Raw genomic sequence first — 19,862 nt, forward strand, 5'->3', positions numbered from 1 at the left:
ATGTGGGAGAGAGCCTGCTCGCGAAGAAGGTCGAGGTGACATGCGCGGGAGTTTACAGCTCCTTGAGCCCCGCGCATCTCAGCTGTTTCATGATGAAGATGAGGCGCTCTCAGTCTGCCGGGTAAAACGCGACAGCAGTACACGATCCAGCACCCACACCACCACCAGCGAAGCGCCCACCAACGGGAAGGCCACCGCGAGGGCGAACATGATCACCATGGCGGTTTTCCATTTCGGCAGGTCGTGGCGCAGCGGCGGTACGCCGAGTTTTCCTTGCGGACGACGCTTCCACCAGATCACCACGCCGCTGACCGCGCTGAGCAGGATCATCAGGCAGATCAGCAACACGATGATCTGATTGAGCGTGCCGAACATCTTGCCTTCGTGCAGCATCACGCCGATTTCCGTGGCGCGGGCGACGGCGCCATATTGCTCGTAACGCACATCGGCAAGGACCTTGCCGGTGTACTGGTCGATGTGCAACGTGGCGTCATTGCGCGGGTCATCGGCGAACACGGCGATGGTGAACACACCCGTGGCGGTCGTTGGCAAGGTGATGCTGTAGCCCGGCTCGACCTTGCTTTGGGTGGCGATGTTCTGCACGTCCTGCAGGCTGATGGTCGGTGCGGCCGGGCCGGCTTGCGCGCCATCGTGGGCCATGTGTTCGGCGTGGTCGCCGGACATGGGCATCGGCGTGTTTTCCATGGCCCAGGGCACGGTCTGGCGGGTGGCGCTGTTGAGGCTGCGCGCCTCGACGTCGGACTTCGGTACGTTGTCCCACATTGCCGCCGGAAAGACGTTCCACACGGCTGCGTATTGCTGGCCCCAGAAGCCGGTCCAGGTCATGCCGCTGAGCAGCATCACCAGCAGCAGGGAGGCGCCCCAGAATCCGGTGACGGCATGCAAGTCACGCCAAAGTACCCGGCCGCGACTGCTCAGGCGTGGCCACAGAATGCCGGCGGCCTGACCGCGCGGCCACCACAGGAATACCCCGGATACCACCAGTACCACACCCCAACCGGCCGCCAGTTCGATCAGCCGGTCGCCGACGGTGCCGATCATCAGCTCGCCGTGAATCGCGCGCGCAATGGCTTGCAGGTTCTTCTTGGCGTCCTGCTCGCCGAGGATGTCGCCGTGGTACGGATCGACAAAAACGTTCAGCTCGTTGCCTTCGTTGAGCACGACAAACTGGGCGCTGCGTTCGGCATTGACCGGTGGCAGGTACTGTTTGATCGTTGCCTGGGGATACGCATCTTTCACCCGCTTGAGCAGGTCGTCGGCCGCGATAGTGTGATGACCGGCCGGCACGTTGAGCAGGCTGCTGTACATCAGCGAATCGAGTTGCGGCTTGAACAGGTAAATGGTGCCGGTCAGGGCCAGCATCACCATGAATGGCGCAACGAACAATCCGGCATAGAAATGCCAGCGCCAGGCCAGGTTGTAGAAGTTCACTTTGGGCTGTTTCATCACGTGTGCTCCGCTTGGCTGGATTTTTTAGTTGTTTGTTTTACGGTTGCTGCGCAACCGATCGCGGGCAAACCCGCTCCCACAGGTTCAACATTGTCCATGTGGGAGCGGGCTTGCCCGCGATGCTCTTAAAAGCTCATATCCACCTTGGTCCAGAGCGTGCGCCCCGGCTCCTTGATGGCTTGCGGGTCATTGGCGGGGTAGCCGAAGCCGGCGTTTCCGGCCAGGTTCAAGTGCTCGGCGTAAGCCTTGCCGAACAGGTTGTCGACGCCGCTGCTGACCTTCCAGTTGCTGTTGATCCGATAGGCACCGTTGAGGGAGAACACGCCAAACCCTGGCGTCTTGCCGAAGTCCTTGCCGACCACGTTGCCCTTGTTCTGGTCGATACGGTTTTGTGCGGCGACCACTCTCCACAGTGCGCCGGCACTCCAGTTGTCTTCGCTGTAGGTCAGGCCGAAACGGGTATCCAGCGGCGGCATCTGCGGCAATGCAGAGCCATCGCTGCTGTTCTTGCCCCAGGCATAGGCCAGGGTCGCGTCGGCTTTCCAGTGTTCAGTGAGGTTGTACGCGGCGCCCAGTTCGCCGCCCATGATTCGTGCGTCGATGTTCTCGGCTTGCGAGGTCGTGCCCATCATCGTTGGGGTGTAGTTGAACAGGATGTAATCGCGCACCTGCCCGACGTAACCCGAGGCCCAGGCTTGGAGTGTTTCGGTCTTGTATTGCAGGCCGAAATCGAGCTGGGTGGTTTTTTCCGGTTTGATCGAGTCGAAGGCATTCACCGAACCGGCGGGGCCGGATTTGGGTGAAAACAGCTCCCAGTAATCCGGGAACCGTTGGGTGTGACCGAGGCCCGCGTACAAGGTGGTCGGGCTGTCGGCCAGGTCATGCTCGTAGCGGATGAAGCCGCTTGGCAGGGTGTCGGCGCGGGTGTCGTCGGCGGTCGGATTCGGGCGGGTCATCATTCCCGAGCCGATGGTTTGCCGATAGTCCTTGGCCGAGGCGCGGTCCAGGCGTGCACCGCTGATCAAGCGGTCACGCTCGGCGGCGTACCAGGTCAGTTCGCCGAACACACCGTAGTTATGGAAGTCGGCATCCTTGGTGTAGGGCAGGTCCTTGTAGGTGTCGACGCCCATGGCACCGCGCTGGCGATGCTCGTTGGTCTGTGCGTCGATGCCGCTGATCAGTTGCACATCAGCCCAACGCCAGGTGGCCTTGATCCGTGCGCCGAGTGTGCGGCGGTCGACGTTGGAGGCCATGGGGCCGGCCATCATGCCGGTGCCGGACGGCGTGCGCAGGGTGTAGTTGTCCATCACGTGGTCGGCGTAGTTGTAGTAGACCTGCGCCTCGACCGTATCCAGCACATCGCCGATGTTGGATTTCTCGAAGCGCAGGCCGAGGCTTTCGCGCAGGAACTGCGAACCGTCCATGCTGCGCCCGGCGTAGCGCGCTTCACCGTCACCCTTGCCGGCGGTCAGCTCCAGCAGGGTATCGGCATCCGGGGTCCAGCCGAGTGCGACGTCGCCGTTCCATTTGTCGTAGCGCGATGGGACGGTGTCGTTGTTGCCATCCTGGTAGTCGTCTGCATGTGCGGTGTTGCCGATTACCCGCACGTAGCCCAGTGGCCCGCCGGCAGCGGTGTCCACCAGTTTGTCGAAGCGCCCGTTGGAGCCGGCCAGCACGCTGGCGTTGACCCGTGTGCCTAGCTCGCCGAAGTGTTCCGGTTCGCGCTCGAACAGGATGGTGCCGGCCGAAGCGCCCGGTCCCCAGAGCACGGTTTGCGGGCCTTTGATCACGGTCAGCTTGTCGTAGGTTTCCGGCGAAATGTAGGAGGTCGGCGCGTCCATCCGCCCGGGACAGGCGCCGAGCATCATGCCGCCGTTGGTGAGGATGTTCAGCCGCGAGCCGAACATGCCGCGCAGCACCGGGTCGCCGTTGGTGCCGCCGTTGCGCACCTGGGCGAAACCCGGAATGGTTTTCAGATAATCCGAGCCATCGCTGGCCGGCACCGGTTGGCGCGGGTCCTTGGGGTTGGTGACGATGGTCAATGGCGAGCTGGGGGCAACGGCGGTAATCACCGTCGGGCTCAGTTCTTCAGTGTGACCGGCGTGTTCATCGGCCAGCGCGGAAGGCGCCAGCAATGCACTGCACAAAATCGCAGTGGCGTGCCTGAAACGAATGCCGGATTCGTTTTGGGCCATGGAGACTTGAGCTGGGCTCAAGCGTGTGTCAGCAGAAAACCTGGACATGAAATTTCCATCGAACAGTCGTAAACGACACGGCCGGCAGCCTGAAGCTTTCCCTGTGTTAGCGGGCTTTGGCTGTCTTGCGGACCGTGCGAAATCAGCAGTGAGTGTTTACGCGACGATGAACGGCGGGGCGCGGGTACGGGCGCCGGGGAAGAAGGTTTGCCGGGCATGACCCAGGCGCGGAGAGGGTGTGGTGAAGGTGTTGACAGGTGGAATGACGAAGTTGGCGAAGGACACGCCGCCGGTCAGCGCCGGGCAATTGAACAGCAGGCTGCAATAGCCGCACTTTTCCCACAGCACATGGTGCCCCGGGGCTGGCGGGCAATGCTCGGCGGAGGTTTGCTTGCCGTGGTCGGCATGCTCCATCGCAGACATGTCCATGCTCATACCCGCAGGCATGCTCATCGACATGGCGCGCGAATCCATCGGCATCGACTGGGAAATCAGCGGACCGATAAAGATCATCAGCATGGCGAACAGGCTGATCCAGCTGCCGCGTGTCAGGCTCAATGCCTGACTGCGTGGCCTGGATGACCTGGCGCTAAGCGGGCGCATGGGCGTTTTCAGCTCAGGCGATTACGGATTGTGCATGTGCGCTTGCATGCCGTCCGGCGCCTGCTTCTGCACCGCGACTTCGACCGTCACGTCACCGGCTTTTTCGAAGTGCAGTGTCATGGGGAAGCGCTTGCCGTCAACCAGCAGGCTGCGGTCCTTGAGACCCAGCAACATCACGTGATAGGCCATCGGTGCGAAAGTGACCTCGCCACCGGCGGGCACTTCCACGCTCGGTACGTGCTGCATTTTCATCATGTCGCCTTGCATCACGTGCTCATGCAATTGCGCTTCGCCGGCAATGGGGGTGTCGACGCTGAGCAGGCGGTCGGCGGTCTTGCCTTCGTTGTCGATCACGAAATACGCCGCAACGGTGGGCGCACTGGGTGGCAACTCCTGGGACCACGGGTGGGCGATTTCCAGCGTGCCGACCTTGTATTCGTGGGCATTGGCAAAGCAGGCAGGCAGCAGCAACGCGGCCAGAACGATGAGTTTGTTCAACATGGCAGTTCTCCGGAACGATTTAAACGCAGGTCAATTGCGAGAAAAAATCACACCAGAGGTGAAGCACGGGGGTTGAGGCTCGGCCATTGCTGGCGCGGTGACGGGCTGTCGAGCGAGGTGGCAGGCAAGCTTCGGTTGGATTCGAAGTGCGCGAAATACAGCTGTGGCGAATGTCCCGGCAACGCCACCAATGGCGCAGAACCCGAGCAGCACCAGCAATGCTGCATATTGGAATGATCGTCGTTCTGCGGGGCTTTCTGTTCAAGGTCGCCGATGGAAATCGCCACCATCCTGGTGCCGCTGGCGCTGCAGAAGCTGCCCCACAACAACTGTTCGGCAGGTGACTTCGACGTTTGCGCCATCGCTCCGGACATCGGCATGGCGAGCAAATTGAACAGCACTGCGAAGCAGGCTATCCAGGCAATTGCGAGCCGTTGTCGGGACATGGGACAAAATCCGTTTGGGTGGGCGATCAGGCGCGGGCTATTTAGCCTGATCAGGGCCGATAAGTAAAAACGCGGTGTGCGGTTTGGTGTCGCAGTGCAATCAGACAGCGATGGCGTGCAAACGCAGACCCAAAGCTTTCATAACCTTCATGATAGTCGCGAATTCAGGATTGCCACTACTGCTCAGCGCCTTGTAAAGACTCTCGCGTCCCAGGCCGGCATCACGGGCTATTTGTGTCATGCCCTTTGCTCGGGCGATATCGTTGAGCGCTGCACGTATCAACACGCCGTCTCCGGCATCCTCTTCAAAGCAGGCATCCAGATAAGCCGCCATTTCCTCCGGTGTCTTGAGAAACTCGACGGCATCAAAACGGGTAAATTGTTCGGCCATGATTTACTCCTCATTACCGATATTGTGTGCCATTTGAATAGCACGTTTGATATCTCGTTTTTGAGTCGACTTGTCTCCTCCAATCAGCAGCAAGTAAATCACTTCATCTCTGCGAGTGAAGTACAGCCTGTAGCCAGGGCCATAGTGAACGCGCATCTCATAAACCGCAGCGCCTACCGATTCACAATCACCAAAATTTCCATACTCGGCTGCCCGGAGTCTGGCGATTATTCGAGCTTTGCCGATGGTATCCCTCAACGAGTTGAGCCAGTCGGCAAATACTCGGGATCGCTCAAATTCGATCATGTTGAATCGTATTCCTTGGGATACAGAGTGGCAAGCGTCACTTTCTTTTGGGCGAGGCCGTACATCCCAGTGAATGTTGGGTGTGCTTGATTGGTTCAGGAGGAGGTGAACTATAGGATTGAGGAGGTAGAGTAGATAGCCAGCTTCGTCTGAGATTATTGCCAGCAGAGTCTCGAGATTTGGCAGCTTTCAGGAATAGTCCTGCATCGATAGGGCATCCAACATTTCTGCCACCGAGCCAAATTCCCGCTCAACCCCAGGCAACACCGGCCGCTTCAAAACAATCACCGGCACCCCACGCTCACGCGCCACTTCCAGCTTTGGCTCGGTCGCCGTGCTGCCACTGTTCTTGCTGATCAATACGTCGATCTGCCGACGTTCGAACAACGCGCGTTCATCGTCGATCAGGAACGGTCCCCGTGCGCCGATCACTTCGCAGCGCTCGTTGCCCGGATAGATATCCAGCGCGCGCAGGGTCCAGAATTGCTCCGCAGGAATTTCGTCCAGGTGTTGCAGGGGCTCGCGGCCGAGGGTGAACAGCGGTCGGCGGAAGGGTTTCAGGGCTTCGATCAGTTCGGCCCAATCGGCAACTTCCCGCCAGTCATCACCCGCCCGGGCTTGCCAGGCCGGACGTCGCAGCGCCCAGCAGGGAACACCGCTCAAGCGCGCGGCGGTCGCAGCGTTCTGGCTGATTTGGGCGGCGTAGGGGTGAGTGGCGTCGACCAGCAGTTCGATACCTTCATAGCGAATGAATTGCGCCAGACCCTCGGCACCGCCGTAACCGCCAATGCGGATCTGACATTGCAGGTCCGTGGGCACCCGACCGATACCGGCCAGGCTATAGATGTGTTGCGGCCCCAGCGTGCGGGCAATGGCCAGGGCTTCGGTCACACCGCCGAGCAACAGGATGCGCTTCATTGAAACGCGCCTGCATGGCCGACAATCCCGCCCTGGCGATCGATGGCAAAGACTTCCACCTGAACCTGTGCCGGCACCACGCTGCGGGCAAAATCCAGGGCGTGCTGGCAGACTGCGTCGCCCAGGGCAACCCCGGCTGCGGCGGCCATGGCCAGTGCCTGCTGGCTGGTGTTGGCCTCGCGGATGCTTTGCTGCAATGCCGTATCGGCACCGACCTGTGCGGCCCATTGCGCCAGTTGCGGCAGGTCGATGCTCGAATGACGACTGTGCAAATCCATATGCCCGGCTGCCAGTTTGCTGATCTTGCCGAAACCACCGCACAGGCTGAGCTTGTCCACGGGCACTTTGCGCAGGTGCTTGAGTACGGCACCGACGAAGTCGCCCATTTCGATCAGGGCAATTTCCGGCAGGTTGTAGACCTGGCGCATGGTGTCTTCGCTGGCGTTGCCGGTACAGGCGGCGATGTGCAGGTATCCGTTGGTTTTCGCCACGTCGATGCCCTGATGGATCGAGGCGATGTAGGCCGCGCATGAAAACGGTCGGACGATGCCGCTGGTGCCGAGGATCGACAGTCCGCCAAGAATGCCCAGGCGCGGGTTCATGGTTTTCAGTGCCAGTGCCTCGCCATTCTCGACATTGACCGTAACGTCGAAACCGCCAGCATAACCGAGCTCGTCGGCCAGTCGAGCCAGGTGATCGCCGATCATTTTGCGTGGCACCGGGTTGATCGCCGGTTCGCCGACCCCCAGCACCAGCCCGGGCCGGGTCACGGTGCCGACGCCGCGGCCGGCATGGAAGCGAATCCCCGGCTCGGCGCTCAGACGCACCTGCGAATACAGCAGGGCGCCATGGGTCACGTCGGGATCGTCGCCGGCGTCCTTGAGGGTTCCCGCTTCGGCGCCGTCCTCGGTAAGGCGGCAGAACTCCAGGCGCATCTGCACGTGCTTGCCTTTGGGCAGCACGATTTCGACCGCATCGGCCGTTACACCGGCCAACAGCAAGCGTGCGGCAGCGAGGCTGGTCGCGGTGGCGCAACTGCCGGTGGTCAGGCCACTGCGCAGCGGGGCGGGTTGTTCGGCGGTTTCGTCACGCATCGAAAGGCTTCGTCACGTCCAGCAAGGTAATCGGCAGGGCCTGGCGCCAGGTGTCAAAGTCGCCCAGCGGTTGTGCTTGCGCGATATGAATTCGCGTCAACTCTCCGCCGTGTTGCTCGCGCCAGGCCATCAGGGTCATTTCACTTTGCAGGGTGACTGCGTTGGCAATCAACCGGCCACCAGGTTTGAGTTCGGCCCAGCACGTATCCAGCACGCCTTCACGGGTGACACCGCCACCGATGAAAATCGCGTCCGGTCGCTCCAGGCCGGCCAAGGCCTGCGGCGCATTGCCACGAACCAGCTGCAGGCCGGGAACGCCGAGGGCATCGCGGTTGTGCTCGATCAACGCCTGGCGGCCGTCATCCGCCTCGATGGCCAGTGCGCGACAACCGGGGTGGGTGCGCATCCATTCGATGCCGATCGAGCCACTGCCGGCACCGACATCCCACAACAGTTCGCCGGGGATCGGGGCCAGACGTGCGAGGGTGATGGCGCGCACATCGCGTTTGGTCAATTGACCGTCGTGCCTGAAGGCGGAGTCCGGCAGTCCGGCCAGTCGGGACAGGCGCGGTGTATTCGGTTCAGCGACACATTCGATGGCGACCAGGTTCAGGTCGGCGATCAGCGGGGCGTTCCATTCGCTGGCAATGCTGTCGATACGCCGCTCGGCTTCGCCGCCCAGGTGTTCCAGCACGGTGAGACGGCTGGGGCCGAAGCCTCGTTCGCGCAACAGTGCAGCGATGGCCGCGGGGCTGCGGCCGTCGTTGCTCAATACCAGCAAGCGCACGCCGCTGGACAGGTGGGCGTTGAGTGCGGCGAGCGGCCGGGCCACCACCGAGAGGGTGACCACGTCCTGCAAGGGCCAACCCATTCGCGCTGCTGCCAGTGAGCAGGAGGAGGGCGCGGGAAGCGTCAGCACTTCGCTGGCAGGGAGTTGTCGGGCAAGGCTGGCGCCGACGCCATAGAACATTGGATCGCCGCTGGCCAGGACGCAGACGGGCTCGCCACGTCTGGCCAGGACCGGTTCAAGGGAAAAAGGACTTGGCCACAGTTGCCGTTCGCCACGGATGCAGGTTGGCAGCAGATCCAGTTGTCGTTGACCGCCAATGATCCGCGAAGCCTTCAGCAGAGCATGTCGGGCATTTTTTCCAAGCCCCTTGAAGCCTTCCTCTCCGATGCCTACTACTGTCAGCCAGGGGGTCATGCTGTTCCTCATCTATCAATCGAAGCCAAATCACGGAGCCGGTCCGTGCCGGGCTGGCGGTTGCGCATCATACCGCGGCGCGGCATTCGCCTGTTGTCATCGGGTGAAGGCGTGCTTTTGACCGTGATGACACCATTCAAGTGTCAGGATATTCAATCTTATGATGGCTTGCGCAGTTCGAATCTCTTCATGGTGATTTCGCGAAGCTTTTTTTCAATCAGCGGTTTTTTATTTTCGAGTTTGTATCTGTCCAGTTTAAGACTGGCCCGTCGCTGGGTGATTTGTGCATCCTGATCTTCCCAGCTCCAGAACAAAAAACCATTTTTTCTTGTAGTTACTTCCAATTCAAGATTAAAGACGGCTATTTCAAGGAATCCCCTTGAATCGTAGCGTGCAGGTATTACCTGAAAACCTTCTCCCATAAGACTCTCTTCATCCAGTGAAAACAGCGCCGATTTGTCGGGCTTCAGCGCGTCGAGCGTGTCTATCATGGCATTGCCTTGTCGGGAGTCCCGCATGCCTTCAGCGCTTTGCACCAGAAAGTGCGCAACGCTTTGTGAAATGACGCTACGGGTGCGGGTGAAAATCGCGTCTTCAAAGACAGACCAACCCAGGAAATCCAGCGTATTTACATATTCATGCAGCCACTTTGACGAATCAGTGAAGCGACTACAAAGCATGTCAGCGGATTTTGTGGCTATTTGCGTGCAATCGGTAAGGTCTTTGTGATCTTGCAGTGAAAGTTCGTCTACGCATGAAGTAAGGCTGTGTCCGGTCAATGCTCCAGACAGGCTGTTTTTGCTCATGGGTTGCTCCTGATAGTTAGCTGTTTGATATGTTTGCTATTGTTGTTTGCGAATTAAAAGTACAGGAGTCGATATGGGGTTGAAATAAGAGCGTGTTGTGAAGTTGATTTTTGTTGTCAGTATTTTTTGCGGCGTTTATGCCTGACATGAGCCAGTACGACTCGTGCGCCAGAACAAATATTCTGACGCCGGAGCCAGGCGCTTTTCGTCGTCCATCTGCCTGGACTTTTCATCCCGCCTGACAAAGCAGGCATAATGCTGCCCTTCGCCTCGTACCGGTCATCCAGTGAATCCTCGTCAGATATCCAACCCTTTACGCCCTTCGGCCTGTCCCGGGTTGCTGCGTATCGTCCAGGCGTTGGACGGCGGCATTTGCCGAATCAAACTCAGCAGTGGTTCCATCCGCGCACAGCAGGCCTTCGCGGTGGCCGATGCAGCCGAGCGATATGCCGGTGGCGTGATCGAGGCGACCAACCGCGGCAACTTGCAGATTCGTGGCATCGGCAACGAAGAGGCCTCCTTGATCGACTGCCTGCTTGCCGCAGGATTGGGCCCGAGCCATGCGGCGGGTGACGATGTTCGCAATCTGATGCTCAGCCCTGCCGCCGGATTCGATCAGCAGATGCTGTTCGATACCCGTGCACTTGCCGATCGGATTTTGGCCACGGTGCAACAGCAAGAACGCTTTCACGATCTCAGTGCCAAGTTCGCCATGCAACTCGATGGCGGCGAGGCTCTGGCGATGCTTGAGCATCCCCACGACCTGTGGCTCGCGGCCTTCGAGCGAAACGGAGTGCGACGGCTGGCGTTTGGGTTGGCCGGATGCCCGACGGACAAACCGGCCGGTTCGGTCGCGCTCGACGATGGCCATGCCCTGGTAGTCGCGGTGCTTGAGTTGTTCCTTGAACGGGCGCGCCCCGAGCAGACGCGGATGCGTCATTTGCTGGCCGAGTACTCGATCGAGCACGTTCTGCTTCGGCTGGCTGAGTGTGTATCGATGCAAGCGGTTGTCGATTGGCAGCGGGTTTCGGCTGGCAGCGATTTGCACATCGGCGCCCATCCCCAGGCCGACTCCGGCTTTGTCTATGTGGGGGCTGTCCCGCCACTGGAACGGCTCGATCCGACGATGCTGCGGGGCGTGGCGCAAGTGGCGTGCGAACTCGGTGATTCGAGTCTGCGCTTCACACCTTGGCAAAGTCTGCTGGTGCCCAATGTTCGCGCGGAAAATGCCGCTGAGGTCATTCGGCGACTGCAGTGTCTGGGTCTGCAGTGTGAAGCCGATCAGCCATTGTCCCGGCTGATCGCCTGCACCGGCTCAAACGGTTGCGCCAAAGGCCTGGCCGATACCAAGGGCGATGCCCTGCAATTGGCCGCGTTGCTGCGTCGCCATGGACCGGCGCTGAACATACACCTGAGCGGTTGCCCGCGTTCCTGCGCCGCCGCGCATATCGCGCCCGTCACGTTGCTGGCCGTCGCCCCCGGTCACTACGATCTATATTTTCGCGACGCAGCGCAGCCGGGTTTCGGCGCGCTGCACGCACACAACCTTACTATTGAAGCGGTCGCGGCCTTGCTCGACGCTCGCTCACGGAGCCCCCTTGATGCTTGATTACATCCGCGACGGTCAGGAGATCTATCGCAACTCCTTCGCGATCATTCGCGCCGAGGCCAACCTCGACCGAATTCCTGCCGATCTCGAGAAACTCGCGGTCCGTGTGATTCACGCCTGCGGCATGGTCGAGGCCATCGACGGTTTGCAGTTTTCCGAAGGGGCGGGCAAGGCCGGGCGTGATGCGCTGGCGGCCGGCGCGCCGATTTTGTGCGATGCGCGAATGGTCTCCGAAGGCGTGACCCGCGCGCGGTTGCCAGCGAACAATCCGGTGATCTGCACCTTGCGCGACGAAAGCGTTCCGCAGCTGGCCCGTGAATTGGGCAACACCCGCTCAGCCGCTGCGCTGGAACTGTGGCGGCCCCATCTGGAAGGTAGCGTGGTGGTCATCGGCAACGCCCCGACGGCATTGTTTTATTTGCTGGAAATGCTCGACGCCGGTGCGCCGAAACCGGCGCTGATCCTCGGGTTCCCTGTAGGTTTCGTCGGTGCCGCCGAATCCAAGGCAGCGCTGGCGGCTGACAGCCGTGGCGTGCCTTTTGTCATCATGCAGGGTCGCCTGGGCGGTAGCGCCATGGCTGCCGCCGCCGTCAATGCCCTCGCCACGGAGATCGAATGATGCAGCAACCTGGACGTTTGATCGGCCTTGGCGTCGGTCCCGGTGATCCGGAACTGATTACCGTCAAGGCGCTGCGACTGCTGCGCGAGTCGCCTGTAGTGGCGTACTTCGTCGCCAAGGGCAAGAAGGGCAACGCCTTCGGTATCATCGAAGCACACCTGCAGGACGCACAGAATTTGTTGCCACTGGTGTACCCGGTGACCACTGAAGCCTTGCCGGCGCCGTTGTCCTACGAGCAAGTGATCAGCGACTTCTATGATGACGCTGCCGCAGAGCTGGCCGCGCATCTCGACGCAGGCCGCGATGTGGCAGTGATCTGCGAGGGCGATCCGTTCTTCTACGGCTCCTACATGTACCTGCACGACCGGCTCGCCCAGCGTTATCAGGCTGAAGTCGTGCCTGGCGTGTGTTCGATGCTCGGCGGAGCCTCGGTGCTCGGTGCGCCGCTGGTGTATCGCAATCAGAGTCTGTCGGTGTTGTCCGGTGTGCTGCCGCACGACGAACTCAAGCGTCGCCTGGCCGATGCCGATGCGGCGGTGATCATGAAGCTGGGACGCAACTTTCCCAAGGTCCGCCAGGTGCTCGGAGAGCTCGGCCTGGCCGAGCGTGCGCTGTACGTCGAACGCGCAACCATGGCCAATCAGAAGATCGTGCCGCTGGATCAGGTCGAGCCGATGTCTTCGCCGTACTTCTCGTTGATCATCGTTCCCGGTGAAAGGTGGCAAGGCTGATGACCCGTCCAGTTCCGGCGATTGTCATTCTCGGCAATGGCAGCCTCGCGACCGCACAGAAAATTCAGCAGTTTTATCCGGGGGCGTTGATCCACGGCCTGACCGGGCGGGTTGAGGGCGCTGACCGCGTCTACCGTGAATTCGGTGCGACCCTGCGTGAGCTTTATCAACAGGACACGCCGATCATAGCCTTGTGCGCAGCCGGGATCGTGATCCGAACGCTGGCGCCATTGCTGCTGGAAAAAGGCGCAGAGCCGCCAGTGCTGGCCGTGGCCGAAGACGGCAGCGCGGTGGTGCCTCTGCTTGGTGGTCTTGGCGGCGTGAATGTGATGGCGCGCGAGATTGCCGCCGCACTGGAAGTCTCGGCGGCGATCACCACCAGCGGTGAACTGCGTTTCGGCACCTGCCTGCTCAATCCGCCCAGTGGGTATGTCTTGGGCGATCTGGAATTGGGCAAGCGTTTCGTGTCCGATTTGCTGGCGGGTGAAACGGTGCGTATCGAAGGTTCTGCACCGTGGTTGGCGCAAGCGCAATTGCCTGAGAATGAACACGCGCGACTGACCGTTCACGTCGGTCATGCCGAGCGAGCGCCTGCGGCCCACGAATTGCGGATCTATCCACGCAACGTGCTGGTTGCCGTGGCGGGTGAAGTGGCCGATGCATCGGCCGCCATTCGCCAGGCTTTGCGTCAGGCCGGAATCGCAGTGCAATCGGTGGCTTGCCTGTTGGCAGCCGACAGTGAAATGGCCGGCTCCACGTTGCGCGAAGCGGCGCTTGAGCTGAGTGTGCCGTTGCGTTTTGTCAGCGCTGCAGGTGCGGCGAGTGAGCTGGTGCATCATGCCATCAGGCCTGTATCCATCGTCGGCGATGACGTGGTTGCCATTGCAGTCGCCGAGCAGCCGTTGGAGCCATCGCAGATCGGCCGACCGCGCGGACGGCTGGCGGTGATTGGCCTCGGGCCAGGCGCTGCCGACTTGATGGTGCCGGCGGTGAAGGCAGAACTGGCTCGCGCCAACGATGTGCTCGGCTACGAAACCTACGTACGCATGGCCGGGCCATTCCGGGCTGACCAGGTGCTGCACTGCACGGATAACCGCGAAGAAATGCAGCGTGCCCGTCACGCCTTCGAACTGGCGGCTCAAGGGCGTTCGGTGGTGGTGGTGTCGTCCGGTGATCCGGGGGTCTTTGCCATGGCCGCGGCTGTGCTGGAGGCGCTTCACGAGTCCAGCGATGCCGCCTGGCACAACGTCGATCTCGAAATCCTGCCAGGTGTCTCAGCCTCGCTGGCGACGGCCGCCCAGGCCGGTGCGCCGTTGGGTCATGACTTTTGTGTGCTGTCGCTGTCAGACAACCTCAAGCCCTGGTCGATCATTGAGAAACGTCTGGACCTGGCCGCGCAAGCCGATCTTGCGCTGGCTTTCTACAATCCGATCTCTCGTTCACGCCCTTGGCAATTGGGCCGGGCGCTGGAGATTGTCGGCCAGCACCGTGAGCCGGGAACTCCCGTCGTATTGGGGCGGGATATTGGCCGTCCGGGTCAGACGTTACGGGTGACCACGCTGGGTCAACTGGGTGTCGATCAGGTGGACATGCGGACAATGGTACTCATCGGGTCTTCGACAACTCGTGTGTTCCCTCGCCTGGACGGTAGTACCTGGGTGTACACGCCACGCAGTTATGGCGACAAGCTTACCCCCATTCAATAGTTACTATTCCGGACTGCTGAATAACTCCAGGCCATTATTAATTAGTAATGGCCTGGTGGGCGGTGTCTGTTTGTTTGTTGTTGAATGCGTGTCTCGCTAGTTTGTAATGATTGATATACACATGTTGTATTTAGTTGCGGTTGATGGTTGGAGTGAGCTGCGTTAGTTTTAAGGCGCTTCTGGATGGAGCGCTTGTTAATAAATAAAGGAGTATTGCTTGTGGATGACTTTGAAAGTTCTGTAAGTTTTTCGAAAAGTGCTGATTTCGTAAGAGCATGCATTAAGATGCGTAAAAGTGCCATGGCCAAGCGGCCGCGCACAATGTCGTTGATGTCGTCGGTCGCTTCGAGTCCTACCAAGGAATTGGACGCGCTGGTGTTGGGCAACAGTCTGATTGGCTACGGTGACAAGATCAGCATCGAGAACATGGCGATCATTGAAAACCTGATTACCATGTCGAAGATGGAAGCTAATTACGAAGTGCCCGGGAATAAAGATCCCAAGGCTTGGTATCACGCCTTTACCAAGTGCCTGGAAGAGTTGGGGTGTTTCGTTCCAGATAAAGGTTACTCAAAGTACAGTGCCACTTCGCTGAAGATCACGATGGATAATGTCATGGTCGATATTATCCAGGCTGCCGTCGAGGCTGCAAAGGCCGCAATTCCTGGCGCAACTGTGCTCAGTGCAATCACCAACTCCACGCTGGATGCATTGAAGAAAGAGCCTGATGCACTAAATCTGTTCAACCTTGAAGCGAAGAATACGGAAGGCGTACGCCTGACCACTATTCCCTGCGAGCAAATGGCCAACGGAATTATCCTGATCGCGGTAGGCGCGGTTGATCATCAGGGTGGTAGTGATGATGGCGGTGCGCTGTTTGTCGACTGGAAGACTTCTTCCCTGGAAATCTTTCACGGAAAGTCGTTTGTAACGTTCAACCCTGCCCGTTATGCGGAAATCAAATCGGACATCGAAGAGTACCTCGGCGAGCACCGAAAAGATGTGTTGGTCAGGCGGTTCAGCCGGCGCAAGTGAAGGAACGAGGCCAGAGGCTTCAGGCCTTTGGCCTTTCTGAATCAAGGAAAGCGAATGACGTACTCCGTAGTAATAAATTCAGGCAGCATTTTGCTGATGTCGAAGGCGTTGTCGCCTGCGGCCCTGCAGGACAGCCTTGACACTGTCTTGTTTGCGCAACTCACCGCCGAGGAAGATTTTCCGAATGGTCACGCTCACGCCAAATGGGCCGAAGTATTCGTGGAGACGCTGGCCGCTTGTGGCTGGCAGTTCCATGACCAGGGTGCAACCTCAGGAATGTTCCCTCGATCAGGCGTTACGATTTTTTCCGTGTATGACGCTGTGCATGCAGCCTTTCAATCAAGGCTGTCTGCTCAGCAAGTCATTCTGATGGGAAGTGCTTTGCGCATGATTGCGCAACTGCCGGTACAGTCGCTGGGGGCTGGGGTTTTCCGTGAGCAATCGATATTGGAGAGTGGGACTCATTCAGTCGGTATCGAAGACAATCTCAAGCGTACTCATCGTGTGAGAGTGCTGGCAGGCGTAGTCGAGGCTGATGGTTTTTTAACATTGGCCACCGTGTTCTTTGAAACAGATCAGCCGATTGAAGGCCAGTTTATCGGGCAAGACTTCGCTTTGAATCGTGTAGAGGGAGGTGTGATGACTTCATTTCTTCACGCCCGATTTGCTGTCAACGAATACACGGCATTCCGAGAAGACACAGTGCGGTGGCTAGGGCCGCAACGGCAGGCACTGTGCATCAAGGTCGGCGAACATGCGGTGCAGCTTGCTCAGGGGGGGCGGGCTAAGGCACCAGATACCCCCTCACCCCGGTGAAGATAATCTGCGCCGCCAGTGCGCATACGAATAGTCCCATCAAACGGCTGACGATCTGTAATCCCTGATCACCGAGAATGCGCTCGATTCGACTGGACAAAAACAGCACCACGCCCACTGTAAAACTGGCCATGGCAATGCCGACAATGGCCGTGAGTTTGTCGTCCCAGTGCGGTTGACTCACGCCCATCACCAGTAACGCACCGATGGTGCCGGGGCCGACGGTCAGTGGAATGGTCAGCGGGACGATAGTCACATCCTGCTGCACGTTGTCGGTCTGTACCGCCGATTTGCCTTGTGCCATCCCGAGCGCCGAGATGAACAGGACGCTACCGGCACCGATGCGGAATGCGTCCACGGTAATGCCGAAAACACTGAAAATCACTCGGCCGAACAAGTACAGCAGCACACTGGAGACCAGTGTGGCGACCGCAACTTTCCAGGCCAGCCGTCGCTGTTCCTTGCGCGAATAACCACGGGTCAGGCTTATGAAGCAGGACAACACGAAGAATGGGCTGTAGAGCACCAGCATCTTCAGGTAAACGCTGAACAACACATGGAGCATGGTGCCGGGCTCACTGGCGAGGGAAGTCGAGGGGGAGTCTATCAGGGGTTGCGCAGTCTGTCGGCTCAGGACGTTTGGGTCGTTGCGCGATTCTGCTGCTCACGCTGGGCGACCCAGTGTTCGATCAATTCACGCAGTTGTGACAGTTCGACTGGTTTGGCCATGTGTCCGTCCATGCCGGCCAGGCGCGCACGCTCTTTGTGTTCGGCCAGGATGTGGGCGGTCAATGCCACCACGGGGGTACGGACCCGCTGGTTGCCGACTTCCCAGGCACGCAATTGCTGGGTGGCCGAGAAGCCGTCGAGGATCGGCATTTCGCAGTCCATCAGCACCAGGTCGTAACGCTGGGCTTTCATCGCCTGCAAGGCTTCTTCGCCGTTGCAGGCGGTATCCGGTTGCAGGTTGAGCTTGCTCAGCATGCCGCGGATCACCTTGGTCGAAATGCTGTTGTCTTCGGCCACCAGAATGCGGAAATCGCTGGGGACCTTGACCGGCGGGGGCGGGCCGCTTGGCAGTGATTGCGTGACGACCAGGCCTTTGTTGCGTTGGGTCAGTTCGTCGGCCAGGGTGGTCTTGAGGGTGTAGCCGGCCACCGGTTTGGCGAGGATGCGCTTGATGCCGGAGTTGCGCGCAATGATCTTGCTCGGCGCATTGCTGATGCCAGTGAGCATGATCAGCAGGATGTCATGGTTCAGGCTCGGGTCTTCCTTGATCTTGGCCGCCAGTTGCATGCCGGTCATGCCGGGCATGTTCTGGTCCAGCAGGACCACATCGAAGTAATCACGCAAATGCGCCTTGGTGCGCAGCAGTGCCAGCGCTTCCTTGCCGGAAGGCGCGGCGCTGACGTTGAGGCCCCAGGCGCTGCATTGCTGCACCAGCACCTTGCGACAGGTGTCGTTGTCGTCCACCACCAATACCCGTGCACCTTGCAGCGGGCCATCGAGGTCGGAGGTCGGGTGCTCTAGGCGATCCGGATCCAGCGGCAGGGTCAGCCACAGGGTGCTGCCCTGGTTGCTGCCACTCTTGATTCCGAACTCCCCTTGCATCAAGCGTATCAGTTGCCGGGCAATCACCAGGCCCAGGTTGCCGCCCAGGTGGGTGGCCGACAGAAAATGCCGGCTGTGCAGTTCGGCGTGCATCAGGGCGTCGCGCTCTTCGGCGTCCATCGGCTCACCGCTGTCCTGCACGGCGATACGCAGGCGCGGTTTGGTGTTGCGCTCGTCGAGCGCCACGACGATCAGGACTTCGCCTTCATCGGTTTTTTTCAGGGCGTTTTCGAGCAGGCTCAACAGAGTCTGGCGCAGGCGTGTCGGGTCACCGCTGATCACTCGAGGCACTTGCGGCTGAATGAAGCTGATCAACTCGACGTTTTGCTGCTCGGCCTTGGCGCGGAAAATGCTCAGGCAGTCTTCGATCAGTGCGTTGAGGTCGAACTGCACATCGTCCAGTTCGATCTGCCCGGACTCGAGTTTGGAAATGTCGAGAATTTCGTTGATCAGTGTCAGCAGTTCGTTGCCGGCGCTGTGGATCGTCTGCACATAGTCGCGTTGCTTGACCGAAAGCGGTGTGCCCAACAGCAGCTCGGTCATGCCGAGAACACCGTTCATCGGAGTGCGGATTTCATGGCTGATCTTCGCCAGGAACTCGGCCTTGGCGTTGATCTCGGCATTGCTGGCCGCCAGGTCGCGGCTGATGCTGAAACGGTCTTCGGTGATGCGGCGCTGGCGCTCGCTCAACGCGATGCTCATCAGCAGGCCGCTGATGCAGATGAATACCAGCAAGGTGGTGATCAGGCCATGGGGTTCGACCAGGGTCAGCCCCAACAGCGCAGGCAGGATGACCAGGCTCCCGAGGTTGAACACCACCATGGCCGCCACGAAGAGACGGGCCGGGCGATAGCCTTTTTGCCAGTGATAGGCGCTGATGAACAGCATGGTCAGGCCAGCCAGGGCTACCAGGCCGTAGGTAATGAAGTTCAGCGGCAAGGTATTGACGAACAGCAGCATCAGGCCGCAGGCGGTGATCAGCAGGACTTCGCCGAGCAGCAACCGGTTTAGCGGGTGCGGCCCGAGCGGGGAGAAGAAGCGATAGGCAAGCATCAGGCCGCAGGGCGCCGTCAGCAGTAATGTCAGGTAAGCCCCCGGCGTCTGCAGTGCGGGCCAGTCCGGTAGCCAGGGGCCGGCGAGGTTCAGCAACAACAGCAGGCTGAGCATCAGCAGTCCTTCACACGCTGCCAGCCAGAGGGCGCTGTGCGAGCGGGTGTAGGCGTAGCGGATGAGGTTGTGCAGGATCAGCATGGCGATGCAACCGAACAGCAAACCATAGATCAGCGTCTGGTTCTGGTTGGCAGCCGCGATGACCGCCGATTGCAGGGTGATGTAGGGTCGTAACTGGTGGTCGGAGGCCAGTCGCAGGTAGACGTCCAGCGGGCTGTCGCTTTGCGGCAGGGGCAGCATGAAGTCGCTGCTCGGCAATGGACGCTCGGATTGGGGTTGTTCGTTGCCCGTGCTGGATTGGTCGATCAGCTTGTCGCCGTCCAGTACGTACATGTTGAACTGGCGCAGGTCAGGCGCGAACAACCGCAGCACCTGTTCGTGCTTGCCCGGTGCAAGCTTGAATCGCAACCATAGCGCCCCATCGGGTTCAGCCGCGGTAATGCGGTCGAGTTCGATGGGGCTGAATTGATTGGTGTAGCGTGCGGAACGGATGTCGCTCAGTTGCAGATCGCCCTGTTCGTCGAGCAATACCGCCCAGCCACTGCCTTGCGCGGCCTGGGCCGGTAGCATGCAGAGCAGGGTCAGCAATGTGACGGTTAAGCTTATGGCAATCCTGAGCCAGCGCACGGCG

At 59.9% G+C, this 19,862-nt stretch carries 19 protein-coding genes; 6 read left to right on the forward strand and 13 right to left on the reverse strand.

The features are described from left to right. Positions 1–87: 87 nt before the first annotated feature. The 11 genes from PPUTUW4_RS02675 to PPUTUW4_RS02725 all read right to left on the reverse strand — a co-directional run bounded on the left by PPUTUW4_RS02675 (position 88) and on the right by PPUTUW4_RS02725 (position 9,934). Entirely contained in the window at positions 88–1,467 is a 1,380-nt protein-coding gene (locus PPUTUW4_RS02675; RefSeq protein ID WP_015093282.1) for a PepSY domain-containing protein, read from the reverse strand. Between the two features lie 128 nt (positions 1,468–1,595). Next, on the reverse strand, positions 1,596–3,713 hold the full coding sequence (locus tag PPUTUW4_RS02680; RefSeq protein WP_015093283.1) for a TonB-dependent copper receptor: 2,118 nt from the start codon (positions 3,711–3,713) through the stop codon (positions 1,596–1,598). Between the two features lie 108 nt (positions 3,714–3,821). After that, positions 3,822–4,268 carry a DUF2946 domain-containing protein gene (locus PPUTUW4_RS02685; protein ID WP_015093284.1) on the reverse strand — a complete coding sequence of 149 codons (447 nt, stop codon included), beginning with the start codon at positions 4,266–4,268 and terminating at the stop codon, positions 3,822–3,824. 21 nt (positions 4,269–4,289) lie between these two features. Then, on the reverse strand, positions 4,290–4,769 hold the full coding sequence (locus tag PPUTUW4_RS02690) for a copper chaperone PCu(A)C (RefSeq protein ID WP_015093285.1): 480 nt from the start codon (positions 4,767–4,769) through the stop codon (positions 4,290–4,292). A gap of 47 nt (positions 4,770–4,816) precedes the next feature. Continuing rightward, the gene (locus tag PPUTUW4_RS02695) at positions 4,817–5,215 is read right to left on the reverse strand and encodes a DUF2946 domain-containing protein (protein ID WP_015093286.1); all 399 of its coding nucleotides are present in this window, start codon (positions 5,213–5,215) and stop codon (positions 4,817–4,819) included. A gap of 100 nt (positions 5,216–5,315) precedes the next feature. Next, positions 5,316–5,606: an addiction module antidote protein gene (locus PPUTUW4_RS02700; protein WP_007994260.1), complete on the reverse strand. Its 291-nt coding sequence runs from the start codon at positions 5,604–5,606 to the stop codon at positions 5,316–5,318. A gap of 3 nt (positions 5,607–5,609) precedes the next feature. Next, positions 5,610–5,912 (reverse strand): type II toxin-antitoxin system RelE/ParE family toxin, encoded by a 303-nt coding sequence (locus PPUTUW4_RS02705; RefSeq protein WP_015093287.1) that lies wholly within the window; start codon positions 5,910–5,912, stop codon positions 5,610–5,612. A 189-nt stretch (positions 5,913–6,101) separates the two neighbouring features. Then, a complete protein-coding gene (locus tag PPUTUW4_RS02710; RefSeq protein ID WP_015093288.1) occupies positions 6,102–6,830 on the reverse strand; it encodes a cobalt-precorrin-6A reductase in 729 nt (242 codons plus the stop codon). Further along, positions 6,827–7,924 (reverse strand): cobalt-precorrin-5B (C(1))-methyltransferase, encoded by a 1,098-nt coding sequence (locus PPUTUW4_RS02715; protein WP_015093289.1) that lies wholly within the window; start codon positions 7,922–7,924, stop codon positions 6,827–6,829. Before PPUTUW4_RS02715 ends, PPUTUW4_RS02710 begins: the two co-directional genes overlap by 4 nt. Next, complete coding sequence (locus PPUTUW4_RS02720) at positions 7,917–9,128, reverse strand: bifunctional cobalt-precorrin-7 (C(5))-methyltransferase/cobalt-precorrin-6B (C(15))-methyltransferase (RefSeq protein ID WP_015093290.1); 1,212 nt, start codon at positions 9,126–9,128, stop codon at positions 7,917–7,919. Before PPUTUW4_RS02720 ends, PPUTUW4_RS02715 begins: the two co-directional genes overlap by 8 nt. Positions 9,129–9,286: 158 nt before the next feature. After that, positions 9,287–9,934 (reverse strand): hypothetical protein, encoded by a 648-nt coding sequence (locus tag PPUTUW4_RS02725; RefSeq protein WP_015093291.1) that lies wholly within the window; start codon positions 9,932–9,934, stop codon positions 9,287–9,289. Positions 9,935–10,220: 286 nt separating this feature from the next. On the opposite strand from PPUTUW4_RS02725, the gene cobG reads away from it, so the two are divergent. The 6 genes from cobG (at position 10,221) to PPUTUW4_RS02755 (ending at position 16,450) form a co-directional block, all read left to right on the forward strand. Then, positions 10,221–11,543: a precorrin-3B synthase gene (cobG, locus tag PPUTUW4_RS02730; RefSeq protein WP_015093292.1), complete on the forward strand. Its 1,323-nt coding sequence runs from the start codon at positions 10,221–10,223 to the stop codon at positions 11,541–11,543. Then, positions 11,536–12,162 (forward strand): precorrin-8X methylmutase, encoded by a 627-nt coding sequence (locus PPUTUW4_RS02735; protein ID WP_015093293.1) that lies wholly within the window; start codon positions 11,536–11,538, stop codon positions 12,160–12,162. The genes cobG and PPUTUW4_RS02735 overlap by 8 nt, the downstream gene beginning before the upstream one ends. Then, positions 12,159–12,893 (forward strand): precorrin-2 C(20)-methyltransferase, encoded by a 735-nt coding sequence (locus PPUTUW4_RS02740; RefSeq protein WP_015093294.1) that lies wholly within the window; start codon positions 12,159–12,161, stop codon positions 12,891–12,893. Before PPUTUW4_RS02735 ends, PPUTUW4_RS02740 begins: the two co-directional genes overlap by 4 nt. Further along, positions 12,893–14,599, forward strand: a complete 1,707-nt coding sequence (gene cobJ / locus PPUTUW4_RS02745) for a precorrin-3B C(17)-methyltransferase (RefSeq protein WP_015093295.1) — start codon at positions 12,893–12,895, stop codon at positions 14,597–14,599. The genes PPUTUW4_RS02740 and cobJ overlap by 1 nt, the downstream gene beginning before the upstream one ends. 219 nt (positions 14,600–14,818) lie before the next feature. Beyond that, entirely contained in the window at positions 14,819–15,634 is an 816-nt protein-coding gene (locus PPUTUW4_RS02750) for a hypothetical protein (protein ID WP_041474975.1), read from the forward strand. Between the two features lie 54 nt (positions 15,635–15,688). Then, a complete protein-coding gene (locus PPUTUW4_RS02755) occupies positions 15,689–16,450 on the forward strand; it encodes a hypothetical protein (protein WP_015093297.1) in 762 nt (253 codons plus the stop codon). Here the strand turns inward: PPUTUW4_RS02755 and PPUTUW4_RS02760 are convergent. Beyond that, on the reverse strand, positions 16,419–17,015 hold the full coding sequence (locus tag PPUTUW4_RS02760; RefSeq protein ID WP_007971378.1) for a MarC family protein: 597 nt from the start codon (positions 17,013–17,015) through the stop codon (positions 16,419–16,421). The genes PPUTUW4_RS02755 and PPUTUW4_RS02760 overlap by 32 nt on opposite strands. A 65-nt stretch (positions 17,016–17,080) precedes the next feature. Beyond that, positions 17,081–19,858 carry a hybrid sensor histidine kinase/response regulator gene (locus PPUTUW4_RS02765; protein WP_015093298.1) on the reverse strand — a complete coding sequence of 926 codons (2,778 nt, stop codon included), beginning with the start codon at positions 19,856–19,858 and terminating at the stop codon, positions 17,081–17,083. Positions 19,859–19,862: the final 4 nt, after the last annotated feature.

The sequence above is a fragment of the Pseudomonas sp. UW4 genome (assembly GCF_000316175.1).
In the GTDB taxonomy this organism is placed as follows: Bacteria; Pseudomonadota; Gammaproteobacteria; order Pseudomonadales; family Pseudomonadaceae; genus Aquipseudomonas; species Aquipseudomonas laurylsulfatiphila.

Excerpts from the sequence above, each read along its gene's own strand:
- PPUTUW4_RS02740 (WP_015093294.1), top strand. The coding sequence starts at position 12,159 with ATGATGCAGCAACCTGGACGTTTGATCGGCCTTGGCGTCGGTCCCGGT.
- cobJ (WP_015093295.1), top strand. The coding sequence starts at position 12,893 with ATGACCCGTCCAGTTCCGGCGATTGTCATTCTCGGCAATGGCAGCCTC.
- PPUTUW4_RS02680 (WP_015093283.1), bottom strand. The coding sequence starts at position 3,713 with ATGTCCAGGTTTTCTGCTGACACACGCTTGAGCCCAGCTCAAGTCTCC.
- PPUTUW4_RS02710 (WP_015093288.1), bottom strand. The coding sequence starts at position 6,830 with ATGAAGCGCATCCTGTTGCTCGGCGGTGTGACCGAAGCCCTGGCCATT.
- PPUTUW4_RS02725 (WP_015093291.1), bottom strand. The coding sequence starts at position 9,934 with ATGAGCAAAAACAGCCTGTCTGGAGCATTGACCGGACACAGCCTTACT.
- PPUTUW4_RS02675 (WP_015093282.1), bottom strand. The coding sequence starts at position 1,467 with ATGAAACAGCCCAAAGTGAACTTCTACAACCTGGCCTGGCGCTGGCAT.
- PPUTUW4_RS02695 (WP_015093286.1), bottom strand. The coding sequence starts at position 5,215 with ATGTCCCGACAACGGCTCGCAATTGCCTGGATAGCCTGCTTCGCAGTG.
- PPUTUW4_RS02760 (WP_007971378.1), bottom strand. The coding sequence starts at position 17,015 with ATGCTCCATGTGTTGTTCAGCGTTTACCTGAAGATGCTGGTGCTCTAC.
- PPUTUW4_RS02685 (WP_015093284.1), bottom strand. The coding sequence starts at position 4,268 with ATGCGCCCGCTTAGCGCCAGGTCATCCAGGCCACGCAGTCAGGCATTG.
- PPUTUW4_RS02720 (WP_015093290.1), bottom strand. The coding sequence starts at position 9,128 with ATGACCCCCTGGCTGACAGTAGTAGGCATCGGAGAGGAAGGCTTCAAG.
- PPUTUW4_RS02755 (WP_015093297.1), top strand. The coding sequence starts at position 15,689 with ATGACGTACTCCGTAGTAATAAATTCAGGCAGCATTTTGCTGATGTCG.
- PPUTUW4_RS02705 (WP_015093287.1), bottom strand. The coding sequence starts at position 5,912 with ATGATCGAATTTGAGCGATCCCGAGTATTTGCCGACTGGCTCAACTCG.
- PPUTUW4_RS02715 (WP_015093289.1), bottom strand. The coding sequence starts at position 7,924 with ATGCGTGACGAAACCGCCGAACAACCCGCCCCGCTGCGCAGTGGCCTG.
- PPUTUW4_RS02690 (WP_015093285.1), bottom strand. The coding sequence starts at position 4,769 with ATGTTGAACAAACTCATCGTTCTGGCCGCGTTGCTGCTGCCTGCCTGC.
- PPUTUW4_RS02735 (WP_015093293.1), top strand. The coding sequence starts at position 11,536 with ATGCTTGATTACATCCGCGACGGTCAGGAGATCTATCGCAACTCCTTC.
- PPUTUW4_RS02700 (WP_007994260.1), bottom strand. The coding sequence starts at position 5,606 with ATGGCCGAACAATTTACCCGTTTTGATGCCGTCGAGTTTCTCAAGACA.